The organism is Alkalihalobacillus sp. MEB130, from assembly GCF_032335535.1.
GTDB lineage: Bacteria > Bacillota > Bacilli > Bacillales > Bacillaceae_D > Halalkalibacter.
On record NZ_JAOANA010000001.1, the window covers coordinates 63,288 to 86,487 of the forward strand.

At 39.9% G+C, this 23,200-nt stretch carries 23 protein-coding genes and 1 riboswitch; of the genes, 7 read left to right on the plus strand and 16 right to left on the minus strand.

Annotation, left to right across the window (positions count from 1 at the left end):
• Positions 1–178: 178 nt before the first annotated feature.
• Entirely contained in the window at positions 179–451 is a 273-nt protein-coding gene (locus tag N0O92_RS00365; RefSeq protein WP_315612614.1) for a hypothetical protein, read from the plus strand.
• Positions 452–588: 137 nt separating this feature from the next.
• Here N0O92_RS00365 and N0O92_RS00370 read toward each other — a convergent pair whose 3' ends face one another.
• The 4 genes from N0O92_RS00370 to N0O92_RS00385 form a co-directional block, all read right to left on the minus strand.
• The gene (locus tag N0O92_RS00370; protein WP_315612615.1) at positions 589–1,761 is read right to left on the minus strand and encodes a PstS family phosphate ABC transporter substrate-binding protein; all 1,173 of its coding nucleotides are present in this window, start codon (positions 1,759–1,761) and stop codon (positions 589–591) included.
• A 107-nt stretch (positions 1,762–1,868) separates the two neighbouring features.
• Positions 1,869–3,470 carry a Na+/H+ antiporter NhaC family protein gene (locus N0O92_RS00375; protein WP_315612616.1) on the minus strand — a complete coding sequence of 534 codons (1,602 nt, stop codon included), beginning with the start codon at positions 3,468–3,470 and terminating at the stop codon, positions 1,869–1,871.
• 120 nt (positions 3,471–3,590) lie between these two features.
• A riboswitch (Lysine riboswitch) is annotated at positions 3,591–3,772 on the minus strand.
• Between the two features lie 68 nt (positions 3,773–3,840).
• A complete protein-coding gene (gene yunB / locus N0O92_RS00380) occupies positions 3,841–4,704 on the minus strand; it encodes a sporulation protein YunB (protein WP_315612617.1) in 864 nt (287 codons plus the stop codon).
• A gap of 890 nt (positions 4,705–5,594) precedes the next feature.
• Positions 5,595–6,083: a dihydrofolate reductase gene (locus N0O92_RS00385; RefSeq protein ID WP_315612618.1), complete on the minus strand. Its 489-nt coding sequence runs from the start codon at positions 6,081–6,083 to the stop codon at positions 5,595–5,597.
• 256 nt (positions 6,084–6,339) lie between these two features.
• On the opposite strand from N0O92_RS00385, the gene fbpA reads away from it, so the two are divergent.
• Complete coding sequence (gene fbpA / locus N0O92_RS00390) at positions 6,340–6,513, plus strand: Fur-regulated basic protein FbpA (RefSeq protein ID WP_315612619.1); 174 nt, start codon at positions 6,340–6,342, stop codon at positions 6,511–6,513.
• Between the two features lie 61 nt (positions 6,514–6,574).
• Here fbpA and galE read toward each other — a convergent pair whose 3' ends face one another.
• Positions 6,575–7,582, minus strand: a complete 1,008-nt coding sequence (gene galE / locus N0O92_RS00395) for a UDP-glucose 4-epimerase GalE (RefSeq protein ID WP_315612620.1) — start codon at positions 7,580–7,582, stop codon at positions 6,575–6,577.
• A 520-nt stretch (positions 7,583–8,102) separates the two neighbouring features.
• On the opposite strand from galE, the gene N0O92_RS00400 reads away from it, so the two are divergent.
• Positions 8,103–8,561, plus strand: coding sequence for a hypothetical protein (locus N0O92_RS00400; RefSeq protein ID WP_315612621.1), 459 nt, complete (start codon positions 8,103–8,105; stop codon positions 8,559–8,561).
• A gap of 66 nt (positions 8,562–8,627) precedes the next feature.
• On the opposite strand, the gene N0O92_RS00405 is transcribed toward N0O92_RS00400, so the two are convergent.
• Positions 8,628–9,614 (minus strand): DMT family transporter, encoded by a 987-nt coding sequence (locus N0O92_RS00405; protein WP_315612895.1) that lies wholly within the window; start codon positions 9,612–9,614, stop codon positions 8,628–8,630.
• A 137-nt stretch (positions 9,615–9,751) separates the two neighbouring features.
• Between N0O92_RS00405 and N0O92_RS00410 the strand changes: the two genes are divergently transcribed.
• Positions 9,752–10,330 (plus strand): helix-turn-helix domain-containing protein, encoded by a 579-nt coding sequence (locus N0O92_RS00410; protein WP_315612622.1) that lies wholly within the window; start codon positions 9,752–9,754, stop codon positions 10,328–10,330.
• Positions 10,331–10,395: 65 nt separating this feature from the next.
• On the opposite strand, the gene N0O92_RS00415 is transcribed toward N0O92_RS00410, so the two are convergent.
• Positions 10,396–10,653, minus strand: a complete 258-nt coding sequence (locus tag N0O92_RS00415) for a hypothetical protein (protein WP_315612623.1) — start codon at positions 10,651–10,653, stop codon at positions 10,396–10,398.
• Positions 10,654–10,885: 232 nt separating this feature from the next.
• On the opposite strand from N0O92_RS00415, the gene N0O92_RS00420 reads away from it, so the two are divergent.
• Positions 10,886–11,062 carry a hypothetical protein gene (locus tag N0O92_RS00420; RefSeq protein ID WP_315612624.1) on the plus strand — a complete coding sequence of 59 codons (177 nt, stop codon included), beginning with the start codon at positions 10,886–10,888 and terminating at the stop codon, positions 11,060–11,062.
• 233 nt (positions 11,063–11,295) lie between these two features.
• Entirely contained in the window at positions 11,296–11,541 is a 246-nt protein-coding gene (locus tag N0O92_RS00425; protein ID WP_315612625.1) for a hypothetical protein, read from the plus strand.
• 55 nt (positions 11,542–11,596) lie between these two features.
• On the opposite strand, the gene N0O92_RS00430 is transcribed toward N0O92_RS00425, so the two are convergent.
• The 4 genes from N0O92_RS00430 to N0O92_RS00445 form a co-directional block, all read right to left on the minus strand.
• A complete protein-coding gene (locus tag N0O92_RS00430; protein WP_315612626.1) occupies positions 11,597–12,553 on the minus strand; it encodes a thymidylate synthase in 957 nt (318 codons plus the stop codon).
• A 203-nt stretch (positions 12,554–12,756) separates the two neighbouring features.
• On the minus strand, positions 12,757–14,913 hold the full coding sequence (locus N0O92_RS00435; protein WP_315612627.1) for a TRAP transporter permease: 2,157 nt from the start codon (positions 14,911–14,913) through the stop codon (positions 12,757–12,759).
• Positions 14,914–14,954: 41 nt separating this feature from the next.
• Positions 14,955–15,452 (minus strand): DUF1850 domain-containing protein, encoded by a 498-nt coding sequence (locus N0O92_RS00440; protein WP_315612628.1) that lies wholly within the window; start codon positions 15,450–15,452, stop codon positions 14,955–14,957.
• Positions 15,439–16,455 (minus strand): TAXI family TRAP transporter solute-binding subunit, encoded by a 1,017-nt coding sequence (locus tag N0O92_RS00445; RefSeq protein ID WP_315612629.1) that lies wholly within the window; start codon positions 16,453–16,455, stop codon positions 15,439–15,441. Before N0O92_RS00445 ends, N0O92_RS00440 begins: the two co-directional genes overlap by 14 nt.
• 272 nt (positions 16,456–16,727) lie before the next feature.
• On the opposite strand from N0O92_RS00445, the gene N0O92_RS00450 reads away from it, so the two are divergent.
• Positions 16,728–17,084 (plus strand): YuzC family spore coat inner layer protein, encoded by a 357-nt coding sequence (locus tag N0O92_RS00450; protein ID WP_315612630.1) that lies wholly within the window; start codon positions 16,728–16,730, stop codon positions 17,082–17,084.
• A 96-nt stretch (positions 17,085–17,180) separates the two neighbouring features.
• On the opposite strand, the gene N0O92_RS00455 is transcribed toward N0O92_RS00450, so the two are convergent.
• The 5 genes from N0O92_RS00455 to N0O92_RS00475 all read right to left on the minus strand — a co-directional run bounded on the left by N0O92_RS00455 (position 17,181) and on the right by N0O92_RS00475 (position 22,607).
• Entirely contained in the window at positions 17,181–18,284 is a 1,104-nt protein-coding gene (locus N0O92_RS00455) for an HD-GYP domain-containing protein (protein WP_315612631.1), read from the minus strand.
• A gap of 668 nt (positions 18,285–18,952) precedes the next feature.
• Positions 18,953–19,258, minus strand: a complete 306-nt coding sequence (locus N0O92_RS00460) for a YunC family protein (protein WP_396334457.1) — start codon at positions 19,256–19,258, stop codon at positions 18,953–18,955.
• 88 nt (positions 19,259–19,346) lie between these two features.
• The gene (locus tag N0O92_RS00465; RefSeq protein WP_315612896.1) at positions 19,347–20,693 is read right to left on the minus strand and encodes a bifunctional metallophosphatase/5'-nucleotidase; all 1,347 of its coding nucleotides are present in this window, start codon (positions 20,691–20,693) and stop codon (positions 19,347–19,349) included.
• 32 nt (positions 20,694–20,725) lie between these two features.
• A complete protein-coding gene (locus tag N0O92_RS00470; RefSeq protein ID WP_315612633.1) occupies positions 20,726–21,541 on the minus strand; it encodes a sulfite exporter TauE/SafE family protein in 816 nt (271 codons plus the stop codon).
• A 217-nt stretch (positions 21,542–21,758) separates the two neighbouring features.
• Positions 21,759–22,607: a DUF72 domain-containing protein gene (locus tag N0O92_RS00475; RefSeq protein WP_315612634.1), complete on the minus strand. Its 849-nt coding sequence runs from the start codon at positions 22,605–22,607 to the stop codon at positions 21,759–21,761.
• Positions 22,608–23,200: the final 593 nt, after the last annotated feature.

Sequence of the window (23,200 nt, forward strand, 5' to 3'; positions counted from 1 at the left end):
TTTTTGAAATCACTATTTTTACTATACCACGTACACTTCTTTCGTTCTGCTAAATAAATAATAATCCCAAGAAATTTTTAAAAAATGGTGGACTGATTCCGAGAGTTGTCACACCTACATAAAAATTGAGTAGGATGAATTAATATAGAAATATTTTGGTAAAAAGGAGGTTTGAATGATGGCTAGGTATAGAAGAAAACCTGTTATTATTGAGGCTGTGAAAATCACCAGAACGATCACCATCGAAACAGCTGAAGGGTCACTTACCGGAAGACCCGGAGATTATCTTATTACCGATACAAATGGAGAACAGTACCCTTGTAACGCAGAGAAGTTCGAAAAAATGTATGAACGGGTCAAAGACGGAAAAGATGTTACCTCTTTTTTTAAGCGTGCTTTTAGGAAAGTGAAGCGCAAATCAAAAGAGTTTTTTGCAAAAACTCAAAGTTAACCTGAATGTTATCCTTCCCATGATTTTTATACCATCATTCCTCGATCAAGCGATTTTTTTACATCGAGGGTTTCTTTTTTTAGTGGGATCTCGTAGTTATAGAAAAGAGCCTATATTCTATAGACTCTCTTACCTTGCTATTCTGCTTCTCTTACAGGTACATATCCAGTCTTTTCTACAAGGCTTTGCCCTTGTTCGGATAAAATCCATTGTAGTAACCGTTCGACATTCGGATTGTTACTGCCTGCTGTGATTGCATAAAATTCAGATGCCAACGGGTACGTATCGTTGCGGATCGTCTCTTTATCTGGATACACTCCCTCTATTTCCAAATAGCGAATGTCCCCATTTTGAACCATCTCAGTAGCAAAAAAGCGAAACGTATATCCTAATGCATTTTTATAATTTTTATAGCTAGAAACTTCCTCAAAAACGCCTCCCATTCCAGAGACAACATTTTCAGTTGGAGGATCAGTTATGGGAACATCTCCCATAAGTTTCTCTAGCGCGGTTTGACTACCGCTATCGGCAGGTCGCTGAAAAGCTCGAATGGATTCATTCTCCCCACCAACATCGCTCCAGTTCGTAATAGCTCCAGAATAAATTCCTTGAACTTCTTCCAAGGTTAAAGAGGTAACTGTATTTTTTTCATTTACAAAAAATACAAATGCTTCTCGTCCAATAGGTGTCAATTCTAGCTCAATTCCTAGCTGATCTGCCTGTTCCAGCTGCCGTTTTGAAGGAGCGGCAACAAAAATGATGTCAACGTCACCTCTAAATAAATTTTGATAAGCCTCCCCTGTTTGATTTGACATCACTTCACTTTGATGAACGTCATACTCTTTTTCAGGATACGCAGCACGAGCAAATGCTGAATAAACCGGATACAAAGCCGTCGCCCCATCTAAAATAGGCAAGTCCCCTTCCAATTTTAATTGCGATGGTTCATGTAATACAGCCACATTCGTATCTACATGAAACGGTTGGTAACCATACAAGTTATAATCTTGGTCACTCATGGTGACAATGCTACGCTCATACCTTTCTCGAATTTCGTAGATCGAAATGGCAATAAGACAAAGTGCGAAAAAACTGATGAGCGCAATCCGGATGGTCTTAGGTTTTAATAATCGGAAAATGAGAACAACCGTAAGAATCATGAATGAAACTGTGATCACAACAATGAGTGGGGTATAAAACGTTAACCCGCCCATTAGCAAACTTATAACCACAACAACGTAACCGAAGAAAGCTAGTAAAGCAATGATAATAATAGATATGATAACATTTAATAGTAGATTCGATTTCATCTCTTTCCCCCTTCCTCTCACTTTACCATAATTTTCCCACTTTTCTATCGTTACATTTTAAATAAAAAAAGAGCCAACTTCATACTGAAGTTGACCCTTTCCCTCTATTACGCGCTTGCTCCAGTGATTCTCTTTAAAACAAACACCGTTGCAACAAGTAATGCAAATGCAACAATCAAACTTAAAACAACACTCGCAGTTAACCCTAGGACAATATAGGATACAACTGTGATTCCAGCTGCAATGAGAGCATATGGAAGCTGTGTAACAACATGATCAATATGATGACTTCCTGCCCCTGTAGATGAAAGAATCGTCGTATCCGAAATCGGAGAACAGTGATCCCCGAAAATCGATCCCGCTAGTACGGCTGCCATCATTGGCAAAATCATCGTAATGTCCATAACAGCTGCCATTTCGCCTGCTATTGGTAACAACAAGCCAAACGTTCCCCATGACGTTCCTGTTGAAAATGCAGCAAAGCCAGCAATAATAAACAAAATCGCAGGTAAGAACATTGGATTTAAATTAGACTGCTCCACAAGAGACGCCAAATACGTTCCTGTCCCTAGATCGCCAATAATAGAAATGAGCGTCCATGCAAAGAATAAAATGTAAATGGCTGGTAGCATAGATTTCATTCCGATTAGTAAAGACGTTCCAAGCGCTGTACCAGACTTTGGTTTCACAACATTTAGAAGAAGAGCGACCGCTAATCCAAACAACCCACCATAAACAAGAGCTGCAGCGACATCTGTGTTTTCAAAAATAGTTAAGATCGTTACTTCACCGTCTGTTCCCTCGATACCAGTTGTCACCATGAAGAACACGGTTCCTACGATTAACGCAACGATTGGCCAAACGAGGTCGCCAACTTTTCCTTTATCGCTTGATTGGATGTCATCTTGAGAACCAGGAATGGGACCAAGAGCAGCGTTAAATAATTCTCCATTTTTTACTGCACGGGTTTCATGAGCTTTCATCGCCCCAAAATCTAAATTGAACCACGCAACAGCTAACACGAGACCGATAGCGACCAACGCATAAATGTTCATCGGAACCATTAGTAAAAAGGCTTGCAGGGCTTCATACTGCGTAACCGAATGCGTGGCAAAAATTCCAGCAATAATGGCAATAATGTAAGCACCCCAACTTGAGATTGGCGCAATCACACACATAGGTGCCGCCGTTGAATCGACAAGGTATGCTAATTTTGCACGAGAAATGCGATGCCTGTCTGTCAACGGCCTGCTGACATTCCCCACTGTCAAACTGTTAAAATAGTCATCAATGAAAATAATGAGACCAAGAACAACGGTTAAAAGCTGTGCGCCAACACGTGTTTTCACACGCTTCATCGCCCATTCTCCAAACGCGCGGCTTCCACCAGAACGCGTAATAAGAGCGGCCATCATTCCTAGTAAAAGTAAGAAAAGAACAATGAAAAATTCCCACGTATTAATGGCAAAGCCCTCATCAATAATGGCAGAAGTGACTGTTCCAAAAGTCGTTGTTTCCACGTCAAAGTCAAAGATGATCCCCATAACAATACCGTAAATTTGGGCTGCTGCCGCTAATGGATTAAAGTCATTCACCATTAACGCTCCCACAATAGCACCAGTTCCAAGTGATAGAAGAACTCGTCTAGTTAAAATAACCATCACAAGCGCTAAAACGGGAGGAACTAAAGAAAAAATAGATAATTCCATCATGATACCTCCTTTTTATATGGTAGTTATATAGATGAATGAAGGACGAACGAACTGCATATAAAAAAGACGATAGTGGATCAACCACTATCGCCCTATACCCGCAATGTGTGTCCCCATAATTATGGTAGTCCTCCATAACTTGCTTGCTCCAAGTTATGACAGCTCTGCACTTATTCAATACAGATCCAGCAAAAATAGCTTGACATCTACTTCCACTTCGGCGATGGCTCCTTTCCCTTTTCATCAACGTTGTCATCCTTAGAAAAGATACTGATAGCAATCGCGCCTCTACCTCATCGTTTCAATGAGGCACCTCTATTTAATTACCAATTATGGATCTTATCATGTTTTCTCGAGATTCGCAATGTTAATTTGTGCCACTTGGTTCTGTTGGTGGCTCCGGTTCACTACCTGGTTCTGGCGCCCTCGCCTCATTTTCAGCTTCTGCTGTTTTGTCTACTCCAGCAGGAAGGATCATCCCGCCACCACCTTGTGAGTAATATTCTGGCACTTCACCAGGGACGAAAATACTTCCGATGACAATTTGCGTTGAAACCGTATCTGTATCTGTAGCGAATGGTATTACAATTTTCACATCAACTTCGACATCAATATGATAGGAGAGCGTTGTATTGTTGATCCCACTATCAACGACTTTGTAACTCATATCTGTTTTTACATCCCCAATAGCTGAGAATCTTACGGGAATTTGTGGTCCGAGATGAGCAAGTAAGGCATTATTCGTCGCTTGCCCTAACGGAATCGTATGGATAATCCCACCTTCAGCGTCAATATCCTGCATGCCTTGCGCTTCTCCTTCATCTAATTCCACTTCATCTGGAATCGTAATATCAAATTGCTGACCCTGTTCAACCAAACGTAAATATCGTTGAACTCGTGCCGTTGCCTCAGATAACACCCGTGTATAAATTTGTGAGTTAAACTGAACCGACCGAATCATCCCATCACTCGTATAGTCGGTAATAAATAACTCTTCTTGGTTTAAACTGGAACTAATCTTTTTTGAAACGGCATCATTAATTGCAAGTGTCGCAATTTTTCTCGTCTCGGTCGTCGCAATATGAACCAAAGTTGGCCTAATCCCCTTCTCAATGATCCACAACCCTTGCACTGTCAAAACAACAAAAATTAAGAAAGATAATAGCAGTACATAACGAAATGGGAGCGGACCTTTCCGAGCTCGGGGTCTATTTCTTCTCGGTGACCTCATGCTGAAAACCCCCTTCGTCCAATGTATATGCACCAAAGTAGGACAGAAAGAACCAAAGAAAAAAGGTGCTCTTCCTTTTTTCTTTGGTTCTTTCTGAGCGATGAGCGGAACCGCCGTTGTCTCTTAAGCTTTTTGAGCGGGTTTCTCAAAAAGCGCACGGCGTGTGGAGCCAGCGCCATTGTTCGCTCTGTTATCTTTAATACTCGCTCTCCCTTTTTTCTTTGGTTCTTTCTGAGCCATGAGCGGAACCGTCGTTGTCTCTTAAGCTTTTTGAGCGGGTTTCTCAAAAAGCGCACGGCGTGTGGAGCCAGCGCCTATTGTTCGCACTGTTATCTTTAATACTCGCTCTCCCTTTTTTCTTTAGTTCTTTCTGAGCGTTGAGCGGAACCGTCGTTGTCTCTTAAGCTTTTTGAGCGGGTTTCTCAAAAAGCGCACGGCGTGTGGAGCCAGCGCCATTGTTCGCACTGTTATCTTTAATACTCGATCTCCCTTTTTTCTTTGGTTCTTTCTGAGCGATGAGCGGAACCGCCGTTGTCTCTTAAGCTTTTTGAGCGGGTTTCTCAAAAAGCTTAAGAGACAACGCTACTTGGTCACACTTCCTTAGTTAAAGGAGGTACCAGTCCCTCTAAATTTTACTAGGAAGCGGACAGACGATTCGCTATTTTCATTAAAACAAGCATTATTTTTCTTTCGCGGACCGTACGGCCTCTATTTAGCAAATTATCCCCCTATTCTCTTAAATAAGAGTGAAATAGCGCCCTCTGTGTCCCCGTAGAGCCTCAACATGACCTTTTATCAAAAATAGAGAACTCAGTGTCCGCCAAAAAGATACAACTCAAAAAAAGCGCAATGAGTTTCCCCATTGCGCTCTCCTCACAAATCCTTATAAGTTACTTTTTTACTCTTTCATACGTTCGGAATTCATGTCGGTAGCGGTTCTTTTCATCCACTACTCCCTTTTCTACAAATACGATCTCCCACTCATCGTCTGAGATTTCCGGAAAAAACGTATCTCCTTCAAACGTTTCATCAATATACGTAACATAAAGCCGATCAACGTGTTCCCAAAACAACTTGAACACTTCTGTTCCTCCAATAACAAAACATTCATCTTCTTGCTGAGCGATGTCCAAGACGGCTTCAACCGTATGAACCACATCGCAGCCTTCTGCTTTATATTGTTCATCTCTTGTTAATACTACATTCCGTCGCTTCGGCAACGGTCTTCCGATGGATTCATACGTTTTCCGCCCCATCACAATCGTATGTCCGGTTGTCACTTTTTTAAAAAAAGCAAGATCTGCTGGCAGGTGCCACGGAAGTTGATTGTCTTTTCCTATTACTCGGTTTTGATCCATTGCAACTACAAATGAAATCATATGTAACGAACTCCTTTACACGTACTTTTTATCTTATCGTATCACATTTTCGAAAACGAGCATAAGATTGTTGCAGCATGATGAGTTCCACATAATGCTTAGTAACACAAGCTTTGATTTTCAGACGATTACCATCTCTTTTTGTAAATTCTTTCCCAAAGGTAGTTGACAATAACTGTATTCTCCCTCTATAATATAAATGTAAACGCTTACAGAAAGATTCTGTTATTATCTTTACAAAAGGGGAGTTGTTCGCATGTCTTTTGAAACATTGTCTCAGATCGATAAGGCACAAATTATCGATACCCTTTTAGAACATCAATTTTTTAAAATGCCAGATGGCCGTCAATTATATGAAGCAACCGAAGAAGAACTACGACTTCTCATCTGCTCACAACTTGAACAAGGAAATGACTATACATTTTTGTAATGAAAAAGGTTGTCTCTAAAAAGGTCTGACTAGCAGACTTTTCCTGAGACAACCTGTTTTTTTATTTATATCCATCAGGATTGTTTTCCTGCCATCTCCATGAATCTATGCACATTTCGTCAATCCCTTTTTCTGCACTCCAGCCAAGCTCTTCTTTTGCCTTTGAAGGATCTGCATAACAAACCCCTACATCTCCAGGACGACGGTCAACAATCGAATACGGAACGTCACGGTTTGACGCTTTTTTAAATGCTTCAACCATTTCAATGACACTATAGCCGTTTCCTGTACCAAGATTATAAGCATGTGCTCCTGTTGTCGGCATTACTTTTTCGAGCGCCTTTAAGTGGCCTTTTGCAAGATCGACGACATGAATATAATCTCTTACTCCCGTTCCATCTACCGTTGGATAATCGTTTCCAAACACTTTCAATTCCTGTAATTTTCCAACCGCCACTTGAGTAATAAATGGCATTAAGTTGTTAGGAATCCCGTTTGGATCTTCTCCAATACGGCCACTATCGTGAGCGCCAATTGGATTAAAGTAGCGCAATAACGCGATGCTCCACTCTTGATCTGACACATACAAATCTCGTAAGATTTCCTCAATCATCAGTTTCGTACGTCCATATGGATTCGTCGCACTTAACGGGAAATCTTCTAAAATCGGTACGCGATCAGGCATTCCGTATACGGTTGCTGATGAACTAAACACGATGTTCTTCACTCCGTACGTTTGCATCAATTCACAAAGAACAAGGGTTCCGGTAATATTCGTATGATAATAATGTAGAGGAATTTCTACAGATTCTCCGACAGCCTTAAGTCCAGCAAAATGGACAACTGCTTGAATGCTGTGTTCGGAAAACACTTTTTCTAATGAAGGTTTGTCCAATAAATCGACTTCATAAAAAGGAAAATCCTTTCCCGTTAATTCTTTGATTCGATTCACAGATTCATATTTGCTATTTGAAAAATTGTCGACAACGACAATATCATATCCAGCCTCTAAAAGCTCCACACACGTATGACTTCCAATATACCCTGCTCCACCAGTTACTAGTATCAACCACACTCACTCCATTCCTAAAGTCCCGAAATCTAGAGGTCACAAACGTTCTCCTCATATTCTCTTGGTAATATCTTACCATATCGGTGCTTACTTTAGTAGACAGAGTGTGAGAGAACATCCCCCTTACAAAAGTAGTTTCATCCACCCTACTAGAGAGACCCACAAAGGGATACTTAAAGCAATTCCCCAAAACAAACCGACAAATAAATTTCCATCCTGTTGTTCCATTGAACCAACCTCCTAGTTGTATTAGTCTTGGCATTTTGTGGATGTTTCAAACAAGGAACCATAGTTGATTTGAGAATAAGTTTGAAAAACGGATTGCGTGACTACACTTCTAGAGAAAAAGAAAAAAGTTGGTTTTTTCCTTTTTTCATAACGGAGTGTTTCTGCTCGCTTACCTGTTGCTTCAAGCTCCGATTTTCCGGCTTTTTTCATATGTATTCATTTATCGATGCTAGTATCATTTTTTTCTGACAAAATCCCAAATCCCATTCAACCAAGTTAGGAGGAGTTTATGATTAGAGCCATTTTTTTCGGAGTTTTCTTTGTCTTTCTTTGTGTAGCCATCCCGAGCTTTTTAGGATTTTACTATAGTTCAAATCAAGTTCAAGAAGATGCACGTAATACACAATTGGAAGACCAAGTAAACGACCAGACAGAAATCGAACGGCCTCAACAAAAATTTGAAGTTGAAGAACAGAAGGAAACGGCTGAAGATCTAGAAGATCAAACGGAAAATGAGATTGGGTCTCGTGATGATCTTGTTTTTTCTGATAGAGATGAAGCCATTGAAGCCGTAATGGAACGGTTCTCGCTAACGGACTTACTAAGTATTTTCAGGAGTGTACGTAACGGCATGAATGAGGAGGAACGCGGAGAACTTTTTGCGAAACTTCAGGAGGAATTTACAGATGAAGAAATCGAGGCATTGAAAGTGATTGGTTTTGCAGAGTTAGAGAAAGTGTTACAGTAGTTCATCTAGTTACAAAAAGAGGTTGCTTCTTCTTAGGGCATAGACGAAACAACCTCTTTTTATTTGTTATATACTTTGCTCTTTAGTTACCGGCGTGACCGTCGGCTTTTTCATTTTTATTTTCTTTGTAAAATAACTATGGAGAAGCATACCGACAACAATTAGGATCATTCCTGCGATCGCAATGCCATTTGGCAAAGGTGTGGATAATAAGATGATTTCCCCTAGTAATACAAAAAGAACTTGAGCCGATTGGGTTGCTTCCACAGCTGCGAGCTTTTTTTGATTTCCTCTCACCCGATCTGTTGCAATAAAAAATAAGGTAGTGGCAATAACACCTGAGCAGATGGCCACAATAAACGATTGAAGGACTTGATCACTTGATGGTGCGCCTACTTCAACTAAAGCAATAACACTTAACAAAAGCCAAAATGGAATCGTTACTAACGTCATTCCAAAAACACGTTGAAACGTATCTAGTCGCCCTCCACAAACTTCCATCATTTTTCTATTTCCTAAAGGGTAAGCGACTGCGGCGAACATGACTGGAATGACTCCTAACATAGCATGCTGCAAAGAAACAGCATTTGCATTTTGTACTTGCATCAGTCCCACACCTGCTAAAATTAAAAGAGAAATACAAAAGGCACCAAATGGAACTTTATGACGTACCTTTTTCTTTCCTTGATTCGTTTGAACTGTTTCAAAAAACAGCGGAGCTAGTAACGTCCCTGCTACAATAACTAATTGCCATGTTCCTGCTACAAGCCACCCCGGACCATAAGCAGCCGCAAACGTGATCGGTGCATAAAATAAAACGAATCCAACGAAACTCCAAACAAACCATGGAATAGGATGCCTTCTTATTTCCGATAATACCTGTTTTACATTATTCCGAAACTGTACGATTAAAAATAAAAATGGAAGCATAAATAAAAAGCGCAAGGATGAACTCCACAACCAGCTTCCTCCTGATAATTCCATCGACCGGTTTAAAATAAAAGTTACCGCGAAAAACATCGCAGCCAATATTCCAATCACAATTTCTTTCATCATTTCACCTTCCAGCACGGGCATGAATTATAGTATAATATACTAATAGTTAACTATAATATATCCCATGTATTGGAAAAAATCCACTAATATATTATGGAAAAACAGAGAAACGAACACAAAAGGAGGAACTCTTTTTGGAACCATCACCACAAATAGACGCAGAAGAACTAGCCAAACGAGTTGGTTTAACGTTGCGAAAAATAAGGCAAGAACGCGAATTAAGTTTGCAGCAATTAGCAGAAGTGACAAGCGTTAGCAAACTTACTTTAGGGAAAATCGAGCGTGGCGATGCCAACCCTTCCTTAGCAATCATTTGGAAAATCGCCAATGGGTTAAAAATCCCGATTTCCCTCTTGCTTAATGAAAACAATGAAATCAAACTTTCTCGAAAGCATGAAGGAAATAATGTGCTAAGTGCGAATGAAGCCTGTACGTTAGAGCCTATTTTTGATCTTCCTACCTATGGTTCTAGTGAAATACACCGAGCTTTTCTTAAGCCAAAAAGCCAATACAGCCCTGGTGCGCACCAACTTGGTGTCATCGAGTATGTAACGGTTATGGCTGGAGAACTTATCATTCATATTGAAGATGAGGAATACCACCTTTATGAATATGATGCCATCAAATTTCAAGCTGACAAAGTGCATACGTACGTCAATCCTACCGAACAAACAACTGTCTTGCACTTTGTCATGACATATACTAAATCATGAACATAAAATAAAAAAACGCTAGGATCACCCTAGTCGTTTCGTGTGGACTCTTGAGTCAAGAGTCCTTATCTATTTTTAGGCATTTGTTGTTCACAAATGGAAATCATCTCTTCTAATACATCTTCTTTGCTTAATTCCATCCATGGAATTTCAATTCCTTTACCTGGAGCCAATGCCCTGCCTCGATATTGTTCTTGTTCATTACGAGCAATGTAAATGTCCCAGCTCCATGTTTTAAAATTGTCACTAGAGACAACTCCCCTTGTTTGTTCGATCTCCACTAAATAATGATTTTGTACTGTAAATTCTTTATGATTTTCCATAATACTTACTCCCCTTTCCTCTTGTACATATTTTCGCCACATTTTCATAAATCCCTACACCATTCGTTCCACAATTCCCGACACGATTCTCTATATTCAAGATAGCTTCTCACATAAATATGTTACTATTCACTAATAATAGGTAGGAAAGGAAAAGAGCTACTATGGAATTGCTCTTTGCATACTTCACATTCGAGTTGTGCCATGCATATGGCTCGAAAAGGAGGTCTTTATGAAAAAAATACCTGTTGGTAGCTATTTTTATTTTATTGCTGCCCTGCTCTGGTTATTCCTAGCCTTTACCGATTTTGGTACATGGTCCATGAGAGTGTACATTGCCTTATTCTTTTTGTTTATCGTCATTGGGATTATTAACTGGCGTATGACGGATCGCGCAAATAAAGATTAGTGGTTAGAACATGTTAGTAAATTCGCTGCATCTTCTTTAAACCGAGAAAGGCATCCATTATCCTTTCTCGGTACGTAGCGAATGGTTTTCCTCTAATGATGCAATCGCTAAACAGGAACGAACGGCCCGCTGTAGCATCATACTTTATCTATTAATAAGACAACGAGTAGCATATTTTTCTAGAAAATAGACGACCCTATAGACAGCATAAATTTCTTATTGAGGTGATACTCATGAACCATGACGTAGATTATGATCGCGATGGAGACAGAGAAGACACTCTTTCAACAGACCGTGTAGTGGAACAATTGAAAGCAAGCTTAGAGCAAGAAGAAGAAATGATGAGAACGTATTTAATTCTCGCTGAACGCATTCATGATAACGACGTGTTAAAAACACGATTGGAAAATTTTGCAGAAGGCAATGCGAAGCGTTCTAGACAGTTATTGGATGAAATTTCAATGAGTGCGGAGCAGTAAAGTAGAAGAGATATCGAAAAAAGAGCTTCCTCATTCAGATGAGGAAGCTTGTTTGTTATACAGCTACAGGCGCTTTAATCGCACCGTGAGGGTTATATCCTACTAATTCAATATCTTCTACATCAAAATCAAAAATGCTTTCTTTCTTTTCATTTAATGTAATCGTTGGTAATTCTCTTGGCTCACGTTTTAATTGAGTGTTTATTTGCTCCACATGATTAGAATAAATGTGGACATCTGCCCCTGTATAGATCAGTTCCCCAACTTCCAAATTACATTCATGCGCAATAAGATGCGTGAGGAGGGCATAGGAAGCAATATTAAACGGAAGACCTAAAAACACATCGTTTGATCTCATGTTAAACATACAACTGAGCTTTCCGTCTACAACATAAAACTGAAACGCATAATGACAAGGCGGGAGCTGTTGATTCTCTAAATCAGAAGCACTCCACGCATTACATAAGAGCCTTCTTGAATCAGGATTGCGTTTGATCTCGTTAATAATGTATTGAATTTGATCGTACGTTTTTCCATTGGCCCCTTCCCAGCTGCGCCACTGTTTCCCGTAAACATTTCCCAGGTCCCCGTAACGAGCCGCGAACTCATCATCGTTTAGAACCTTATCTTGATAGATCTTCAATTGTTCTTGATACACCGTGTTAAATTCCTCATCTTGCTGGCTTCGAAGTCCAAAATTCGTCATATCTGGCCCCGTGTAGTCCTCTGATTCGACCCACTTTTGGAACCCCCACTCGTCCCAAATATGATTATTATGTTCTAGCAAATAACGGACATTGGTGTCTCCTTTTAAAAACCATAACAATTCACTAACAATTAATTTAAATGGGACACGTTTGGTTGTAAGAAGCGGAAATCCCTCCTGTAAGTTAAATCGCATTTGGTAACCAAAGATCGAAATCGTTCCCGTCCCTGTTCGATCTTCTTTCTTCATCCCATTTGCAAGAATATATTTGCATAGTTCTAAGTACGTTTGATCAGCTTGATTCATGTTACATTCCCTCGTTTCGTTAATCTCGTTCTCTTATTTTAACAGAAGGTTGTCTTCTTTAGTTAGGAAGATTTTATCAGTTGTAACAGTTGCATTAACGCTAAACGATCGGTTTTGTAGAGCGAAACAAAAAAGGGTCTAAATCCCTAAAGATTTAGACCCTTGTAATTGTCAGACTTTTTATTTCCAGTGAAATGATCTGACTAAGTTGTTGCCGTTTGTCCTTCTTGATCTGCTTTTTTCTTGCGCATGAATTGAACAGCAATTAATAAAGCTAATAACGCAATTCCAATCGTATCGGTAACCCATGAACCATGGATAAACACCAACGCTGTAGCTAACGCTAGAATGCGCTCGTAGAAACGTAACTTCACTAAGAAGAAGTTTTGAATAAAGACAACGAACGCGATAATTCCTAGTAAGGCCGTAAATATATTTTGAGCAATAACAGGCCATGAGTAAAGACCTGCATTTTCTGGCAATAACAAAATGACAGTGTTCGTTGCAAAAACAAATGGAAGTAGCAACGCACCTGAGTCAAACTTGAAGCCTTGAACCCCGGTTCGAATCGGCTCAGAATTGGCAATCCCGGAAACCGCATAGGCTGGCAAGTTAATTGGTGGCGTATCATCAGCTAAAATACCGTAATATAAAACGAATAAGTGAGCAGCCATAATAGGTACACCCATTTGAACAAGAGCTGGTGCTACCATGGCGGCTAAAATTACATAAGTGGCTGTTGTCGGTAAACCGAGACCTAAAATTAAGCAAGCCACTAAGGTGAATGCAAGAGCTAGATACAGGTTATCTCCTGCAAAACCGACGATAATAATAGGAAGTTTTGCCGATAAGCCTGTTAAGTTAATAACTCCAATTAGGATCCCTGCAGTTGCACATGCAACTACTACCGTTAATGAATTACGTGCAGCCATTTCAAATCCAGCTAATAACTCTCTCGTTCCGAAACGAACAGGAGCAGCGTCCACTTTGAAGCTCTTTTGTAAAAGTACAACGAAAAGAGCGATAAAGACTCCAATCGTCACCATGACTGCAATTTCAATATTCCAATTTAGAACAAAATGCATCGCATAAGCTAACCCAGCTAACACAACAGCAATGACAATTCCAGGTCCGATCTTCTCACGGAAGCGGTGCGTAAACACTGCTAATGTGAGTAAAATGACAATCGAGAAGAAAGCGGCATTTGGAACCGTATTTCCTCGAACTAGGAAATACACTAGAACAATGACTGGCAAAATCAAATAGCCGTGTTGAATCATCGTTTTTCTAGCAGATACGAGCATTTCTTTCGGTAATCCTTTAATATTATGTTTTGATGCTTCAATGTGAACCATAAACAAAATCGCAATGTAACTTAAAATGGCTGGAATGGCAGCTGAACGAATGATTTCTGCATACGTGTATGGCGTATACTCGATCATTAAGAACGCAGCAGCTCCCATAATAGGTGGAAGTAATTGACCACTAGATGAAGCGGCTACTTCAATTCCACCCGCTGTTTGCGGTCTAAAACCAACCTTTTTCATAAGAGGAATGGTAAAGGTCCCTGTTGTTACGGCATTGGCTACCGAACTTCCAGAGATCGACCCTAGCATCCCTGAGGATACGACAGCCGCTTTAGCTGGTCCCCCTTTGTATTTCCCAAACGCTCGAAGTGCAAGGTCGATGAACATTTTCCCTGCGCCTGTTGCTTCTAATATGGCACCAAATAAAATGAAAATAAACACATACACAGCTGACACCGATAATGGTGTACTAAAAATTCCTGAAGATGTAAACGTCATTTCATAAATAAAATTATCAAAATTCGCCCTTGTGTGTCTAAATGGCGGATTTAAATGGTGACCTAAAAAGAAATAAGCAATAAAAATACCAGCAATGATCACGAGTGGTTTTCCAACAACACGTCGCGTTGCTTCAAGAACAAGGACAAGCAATGTAATCCCAACAAATTTGTCCATATCCGTCATACGTCCAGTTAAAATCGAATTGGACGTTTGGTTCGCATAAAGATAATACCCTACAAATAAGGCAATTAGTGCAATAATAAAATCATACCAGACAATTTTCGTCTGCCCTAACCCTCTTTTGATAGGAAAGATTAAAAAGACAAGGACTAGACCAAACGTGAGGTGAATAATCATATGAGACCGTGTTCCAACACCCGGCATTAAGCCGAATCCTGCAGTATACAGATGGTACAAAGACATCACGATTGCAAGACCTAAAATTAATAAAGCCATCCACCCTCTCACCGAACGGTCACTTCCGGCAAGTTCATTTACTTTCTTCTCAACTTCTGGATCGGCCTGATAGCTAATCTCTTCTTTCTTTGACATGGTTTCAACTCCTTTGCATCAACTTTTGATTCTTTAAACGATTAGTGTTCAATGATTTGTATGCGAATTCGCTCTCCACTTAATTCTCCTGATAAGTCGACGGACTGATCTTTAAAGTGAAAACTATGCGGATACAAATGGGAAGGAAGAATATTTAAGTACTCTAACTCTCGCTCTTCATGAATCACAAAAAAGCCATCGATATTCTCAAGTTTATCTTTTGTTTCGTAGGGAAGCCCTGCACCAAAAGATTTCGTCCAACTTTCTGTAGCAATAAGCTTGTAATGCTCATCAACCTTAAAATACTCTCTAACTGGTGACAGTTCAACAGAATGTAAATATTCATGGTAAAACGTATCATTTTGTTCAATCGGTGCTTCAAAAAAAACGGTATCTTCATAAGGTAGGTAAATTTGCAAAAAATATTCTTGTTTCTTAACTGAAGTGGCAGTCCAGATAGCAATCATAAAAAGGAACAAAAAGGCAGTGCTTAAAAGCAATGCCTTTTTGCTAACATGTTTTTTTTTAGTTCTCATCATAGAAACGTTGTGCACCTGGGTGAACTTCGATTGGCATACCATCTAATGCCGTTTCTAATGTGATGTTCTCACCTTGTTGATGAGCATTACTGAATTGCTCCGTGTTTTCGAACATTGCTTTTGTAATCTCATACACAAGATCCTCATCCATATCAGATGAAACAACTAACATAGCAAGAACAGCTGCAGTTGTTACGTCGCTTTCTGTATCATACGTGTCAGCAGATACTGTGAACTCTGTGTAATAAGGGTACTCAGCAGCTAACTCAGCAATTTTCTCTGAGCTAATGGCAACAAGATTAATATCTTTTGTTGCTTTAAGTGCTTCAACCGCACCAGTTGGTAAACCAGCAGTAATGAAAGCAGCATCGATGTTGCCATCTTGGATTGCTCCAGCAGCGTCACCAAAGCCCATGTATTCTGCAGTGATATCATCATATGTGATATCGTGAATTTCTAAGATTTGACGAGCGTTTGCTTCAGCACCAGAACCGATATCACCAACAGCAATACGCTTACCTACTAAATCTTCAACTGTTTCAATGCCACTATCAGCAGCAGTGATGATTTGGATTACTTCAGGGTAAAGCGTTGCAATTCCTTGGAATCCTTCTAACGCACCATCTTCTTCAAACATGTTGATACCTTGACTTGCATAATATGCAATGTCATTTTGAGCTAAAGCAAGATCAGCATCTCCATCAACGATTCCATTAATATTAACAACAGAAGCTCCAGAAGAGAACGAAGCCGCGTCAACGTTTTCAATGTTTGCATTAATAATATTGTTTGCAAGTGCAGCACCTAGTGGGAAGTATGTACCTTGCTCTCCACCAGTCATAATTGTAATATCTGTAAACCCACCAGCTTCTGCTTCACCAGCATCTTCTGTTTCACCTGCATCTGCTCCGCCATCAACTTCAGGCTCAGCTTCGTCTGCACCACCACAAGCAGCTAGTACTAACATAAGAGCTAGCATCATTAAGAAACTTAACTTTTTCATGTGAATTTCCCCCTTATATCTTTAAAATTTGGCATTTTGCAAAAAAAGGAATTAATTTGCAAAATGATACATTGTCTATTGTATAGCCAAGGCAACAATTTTACAACTTATTACTCGTTTTTTTGTACATATTTTTATGACTTATTTCCTGGAATTATTTCCGGGGGTCAGACCCCTCTTTACTACTGCGCATGGGTAAAGAGGTCCTCTATTTAATTTTTTGCATATAGTATAGGGATGAATTTACTCATGTGTAGGAAGGATGGAATGAGGTGTTTTATTATCATTACAGAAATCTATATCCCTACTATTACCGTCAACAAGATTCTCCTTTTCCCCCTGTTGATATAAGCTTCTTTCAGAAATCATTGGTTACTTACCAAACATTGCTAGAGCATGGTCAAACGATTATAAATCATTTCGTATCTTCCCGAGAGAAGATGACTCAATTAATGGATGCAGCTCAAGCTAGTGATGATGCAGAAGTGGATCGACTTATACGAGAAACGGGTGTCCCTACTGTTGTTGAAACATCCTATTCTCCTACGGGCGTTACTTTTACGTTGCGGGGCGACGTTGGAGATGCTCAATGCTGTACGCTTACGATGTATCTTCGATGGGGATTTTAAAAAAAGCAAGTTCGCATAAGGAAGGGATTGAAAAAGGCATTTCTCAAGTTCCTCCGCAAACTGCGACTTGCTTTTTCTATTTATCTATTATTGATCTCATTGCGCTGCAGCTGCTAATGTTGCTTCTGTTGCCACAATGGTCACATTATATTGCTTCATCAAATCAATATCGTACGTTTCCTTTAGCTCCACACCATTTTCTTCTATAATACGGACAACTGGGTGTGTGCTTAGTTGCTTATTTTGCTTTACAACGATTCCTACCCTTTGATCACTTAACGTTACTGTTAATCCGACCGGATAGATGGCTACTGTTCGTCTAAATGCCTCAACAAGGTTTTGGTCAAATTGATTGCCAACGCCGGAGTAAAGCAGCTCTAGCCCTTCATGAGGAAGCATCGGTTTCCGATACACCCGGTGTGACGTAACCGCATCAAACACATCTGCAATTGCAATCATCTTCGCATAATAATGGATATCATCATGTTTCAGCCCACGAGGATAGCCTGTCCCGTCTAGGCGTTCATGATGCTGAAGTGCACAATGTGCCGACAGCAAAGAAAGATTGGGAATGTTTCGTAAAATATTAAAACCAGCCATCGAATGCTCTTGCATCACTTGAAATTCTTCATCAGTCAATCGCCCTGGCTTATTTAAAATTTCTAATGGAATTACCATTTTTCCAACGTCATGTAACAAAGAACCTAGTCCAATATCCATGAGTTGTTTGTCTGAAAAGCCAAGGTCAACGGCAAGACCTAACGTATAGACGGTTACATTTAAGGAATGTGTAAATATGTAACTATCATAGACGAACATATCTGATAAAAGAGTTAACGCATTATCATTATTTTTAATATCCGATAAGATCGCTCGAATAATAACAGCAAAATCCTTTTCAAAATGGTCAAGATTTAATGACTTTTTCAGCTTTACTTGATTGGAGATCGCTTGAAATTCCGATTTAATAGCTTTGAGTGCTTTTCGTTTCGTCTCGAGCGAAACACCTGTCTCAATTTCAATATCATTTGTTCTCTTATCATGAATATAAATGAAAGAAATCCCCAGTTCATATAGTCGAGTAAGAGAACGTTCTGTTAACTCTACTCCTTCACAGAGAAGAATTTGACCATTGTCATTATAGATAGGTTTAGCAAGTATTGCTCCCGCTGTTACTGATCTTACCGCAACTAACCTCATGTCCATCTCCTTCTAGTGACCGTTCTATACAAACATTACGCTTACAGAACATAGAGAACTCGCACTCTTTTCCTCAACTTACACCTGAATTATCTCTTATCAACAGTTTACAGCATAAAGATCAGTGTGCAAGTAAAACTTAGTCAGTTTAACTAGAAAAATGAATCATTTTGTCGATTTTTGTGGTTTATGTTGTTTCTCCTTTGTAAAGCTACACAACCTTAAAGCCGTTGAGAATTATTTCTCAACGGCTAATGATTGTTCGATTCCTAAAGGCTGTTTTCGCATACTTTGTTGTTTTTATGGGATACGTGTTCTCCTCATATTCGTTCCATTGCGCTTCAGTCACTCGCACCCGCAAGGAGGTGCCGAGCCTCCTCGGCTACGCCAGAGGGGTCTCGCCCCTACCTCTGCATTCCCGCTGGAGTCGAGTGACTTCCGCTCCATTTCACTATAAAGAAAAACTATTTCATAGCAACAATTTTACGAAAACAGCGAAACCAAAAGGGAAGTGCGCCCTTTTGGCCTGATTATCCGCAAGACCGTTTGCGGTGGCTTCTCTCGCCGTGCGCTATTTTGAGAAAACCGCTCAAAATAGCTTAAAACATTACGGCGGTTCCGCTCACCGCTTCGATTCCTAAACCAAAAGGGAAGTGCGCCCTTTTGGTTTAGGAATCTTTCATCTTAAGTAAGGCGTCTTTGCCTTTCATTCCTGCGGTGATTCCTAGTTGTTCAGCTTCTAATGTGACGGATTCTAAAGGGGCTTCTAATAGTTGATCGATGGTTCTTACTCCTACTGCACGCCCTGCTACAATTTTGCGGTCAATTAGTTTTTGGTTTGTATTAAAGAGATTAATGTCAAGTGCCCCACACATAATGTATCCTGTATCATTTGTAACTGCCATAAAATTTGTTTTTGGCAACTTTAACGTAACAGCAATAAACGTTTCACCTTCAATTTGAATTGGGTTCATCTCAAGCACTGATATTCCCTCCTATCCTAATTCTCAGATCAATCTCATTAGTACGATATGAAAATTAGTCAGGAGTCGTGATGCTATCTCACGTCCATTTTTGCTTCAGTTTCCAAGTGAGTACATCGCGGAGAAACTCTGGCATAAAGTACTTCTTGTCTTTTGATTCAGCAATGGCAGGAAATAGGAACCCAAATGTGTACATGTCTAACGTTGCTACTTTATACAAGCGATCTTTTTCTATCGGTTGCCCAAGAATCGAGATCCCATTCTTTTCATCGATTTCAATTCCGGAAAAAAGCATTTTTCCCAACACCTTACCTCGAAAACCAAACCCCTTTACTTCCAAATGGGTTAACTCCTTTGTTAACGACCTTTGTATAGTTTGTTCTAATGCTTCTCCTGTTAACGTAACAACACAAGGATTAATAGGATGAGGCAAAATTCGGTGGATATCACCTTTCGTAATTGGGCCTTTCTCCAATGAGTCAAGGAGCACTCCGGCATTGAGCATCCCTATTTCTTCCCCACACCACTCCGTTACAGCATCACACAGCATTTGTCCTGCCTCTGTATGTTCCTGCCATTTCACTGGCATCTTCATAGGTAGAGTGGCAACCGGATGATTTAGAAGTTGGTTCGCTTTTTCTTTCATTTCGCTTAACAGGTTGTCCGTCTGTTCATCCGTTTGTTGTTTGGCAACATCAAGGAGAACAGCTTCTTTTCTATAAATAGAATTTGTTAATCGTTCATATTGAATTTCAATTTTGCCTAAGTAGGCTCCATTTTTCCCCGCTTGGACAATGAGCGTATTATTGATATAAAGGCCTGTCGGCAAAACATGATGAGTATGGGCTCCTAAAATGACATCAATTCCTTCAAATTCTTCGGCAATCTTTTCATCCGTTTTCAACCCTAGATGGGACATGAGTACAACGATATCTGCTTCTTTTTTTAACTCGGGCAAATATTCTTTTAATACATCTAGAGGAGAGAGAGCTTTCCAGCCTAATAGCTCATAAAAATGGAGAAACGGTGCAGTTAGACCAATTAAACCAATTTTCACGCCATTGCTCATTTGATGAATGTGATAAGGTTTAGCCCAGTCTAACTTACTGCCATCTGCGTGTACTACATTCGCAAGCAAAACCTGAAACGTAGCATGATCATACAAGGATTTTAGTTGATCCTTTGAAAACGTCACCCCTTCATTGTTTCCTATTGTGACATAGTCCGCTTTTGCCGCGTTCAGCAAAGCGATGTTTCCTTTTCCAACAAGCGCTTCCGTAACTGGATGGCTACGATCCGCGTGATCGCCAAGATCTAAATATAATGTATGTTCATCTCGTTCTTTTTTTATATGTGCAACCATTTGCGACCAATGGTCAAAACAGCTATGTATATCATTTGAGTGGAATATCGTAACCCTTTCCATCGCCAATGGTAGATCCCCCTTTTCTATAAACCTTACATCGTCCATCCTTCATAAATTAGTCGAAACGCCATTACAATGAGCATGAAGCGTAAGACAAATACCACTTTTTCACTCGATAATCTTCGGTTAATAGCAGCTCCTAGTGTCCCGCCAAACCATGCTCCAGGTAGTAAAGCCACCGCATAAAGCCAGTCTACATTTCCTTGTATAATATGTGAGATTGACCCTACCACCGCTGATAATAAAATGATAAACATCGAAGTTGCTACAGCTAAATGTGGAGGAAAGGCAAATAGTACAATCATCGCTGGTACAAGAAGTGATCCTCCACCAATTCCAAATAAACCCGACAGCATTCCAACCACAAAGGCAATCGCTAACACTGGAATGATTCGATATCCATATGTAAAAACCGTTCCTGCTTCGTCCGTATATGTTCTCTCGATTCCCTTCCCTGAACGTGGAAGAGGTTTAAGATATTTTCGGATAAATAGGATAAATGAGACAAATAAAATAAACAATCCTAAGTAAATTTGAAACGAACTTGCATCAAACCCTCGATTTAACCACGTGCCTACAATCGCACCTGGACCGCTTGCACTAAAAAAGAGCAATCCGCTTTTATAATCGACTTTCTTTTGTTTCATATAGGCGATCGTTGCTGAAATACCAGTAAAAATCATAATTAATAGAGACGTTCCCACAGCCACTTGTGGCGTGATCTCAAGAAGCGTAAGACTCCCTAGCATGAGCAATGCTGGTACAACCACAATACCCCCACCAAGCCCCATTAAACTTCCTAACGTCCCCCCAATTAATCCAACAAGAACCAAGATTATCCACAACATCTATTTCACCTGATTTCTGTATATACGCGTTCGAGGCAGTTTGTAAAGGAAGCGGCTTTCTGCCTCACTATGTGCAATCCTGTTTGCGATGGCTTCTCTCGCCGTGCGCTTTTTGAGAACTGCACTCAAAAAGCTTAAGACCGTTTACGGCGGCTTCGCTCATCGCTTCGAGTTAGTTCCCAAAGGGAAGGTCGCCCTTTGGGAACTAACTCTATTATCAAGAAAACAAATCGAGTTGTCTAGGTGCAAGACCATGATATTCAATTTGTAGTCGTTCTATGAGTTGTTTTGCGTTGGTTGCGGCGTCTCCGCCGGAGTTGTTGTTAAAGATAATGAAAATGTCTTTCGTGTGATTGGTTAGTTTATTTATATGTTCTTTCCATGCTTGAAGCTCTTCTTCGTTGTATTTGTATAAATATCGGACATCTCTCCATGTACCGTCACCTGGGTCATTCCAGCCATGTACATTTCGTCCGTGAAAACGAATGAGTGTCTTATCATCGTTTGTCGGTTCAAGTATCGTCGGTATAGAGCGTGTTCCAGCTTGGGGTTCGTCGCAAATGCTGTGAATCCACTCTTCTTCTCGCATATATTGCAGGGTTTTCTTTTTCATCGGTCCCTCAAACCAAGAACGATGACGAAACTCAAGAGCAACAGGTAATCCTTGAAGTTGTTCTTTTACATAGCGAATCCACTGAACATGTTCCTTTTTGCAATCGAACCATGGTGGAAACTGACAAAGAACCATGGCTAATTTACTTGAAGAAAGGAGAGGGACAAGTGATTGTCTAAAGGCTTCAAACATCTCTTCTTTCGTTTCAAACGGAGCAAACCCGCGCTGATGCCCGGTCATACCTTGATACGCCTTGACCACAAATTGAAAAGAAGAGGGCGTTTCGAATACCCACTTTTCCATATTACGTAACGGTTGAACAGCATAAAAAGACGAGTCTATTTCAACAATTGGAAAATGCCCGGCATAGATTTCTAATTTGGATTGCCCGGTTCTTGGACCTATATATAAATCATCATGATCACCCCAACCAGCAAGCCCAACATAAATCATTCTAGCCAACTCCTTCCTCGTCCATCTTTACCTTGTCATTTTAACATGAAATGATTTTCTTAGCTTTTTAAGCGCTCTTCTCTTTGAAGAAACGATTGATACCATTTCTCTAGTGATTTATATCAATTTAGGAACAAAAAAGAGCATCTTTTCTAGACAAAAGTCTAAGATGCTCTCATCTCTTTCTAAAATATGTATCCTACAGTTTGGTTTCCTCAAATTCTTTTCTTCCCTTTTTTCAGGAATCTAACTCCTCTTTTGTTTCCTCAAATTCTTTTCTTTCTCTTTTTCAGGAATCTAACTCCTCTTTTGTTTCCTCAAATTCTTTTCTTCCCTTTTTTCAGGAATCTAACTCCTCTTTCGTTTCCTTAAATCCTTTTCTTGCTCTTTTTCAGGAATCTAACTCCTCTTTTGTTTCCTCAAATTCTTTTCTTGCTCTTTTTCAGGAATCTAACTCCTCTTTTGTTTCCTCAAATTCTTTTTTTCCCTTTTTTCAGGAATCTAACTCCTCTTTTGTTTCCTCAAATTCTCTTCATTCTCCTTTTCAGGAATCTAACTCTTCTTTCGTTTCCTCAAATCCTTTTCTTGCTCTT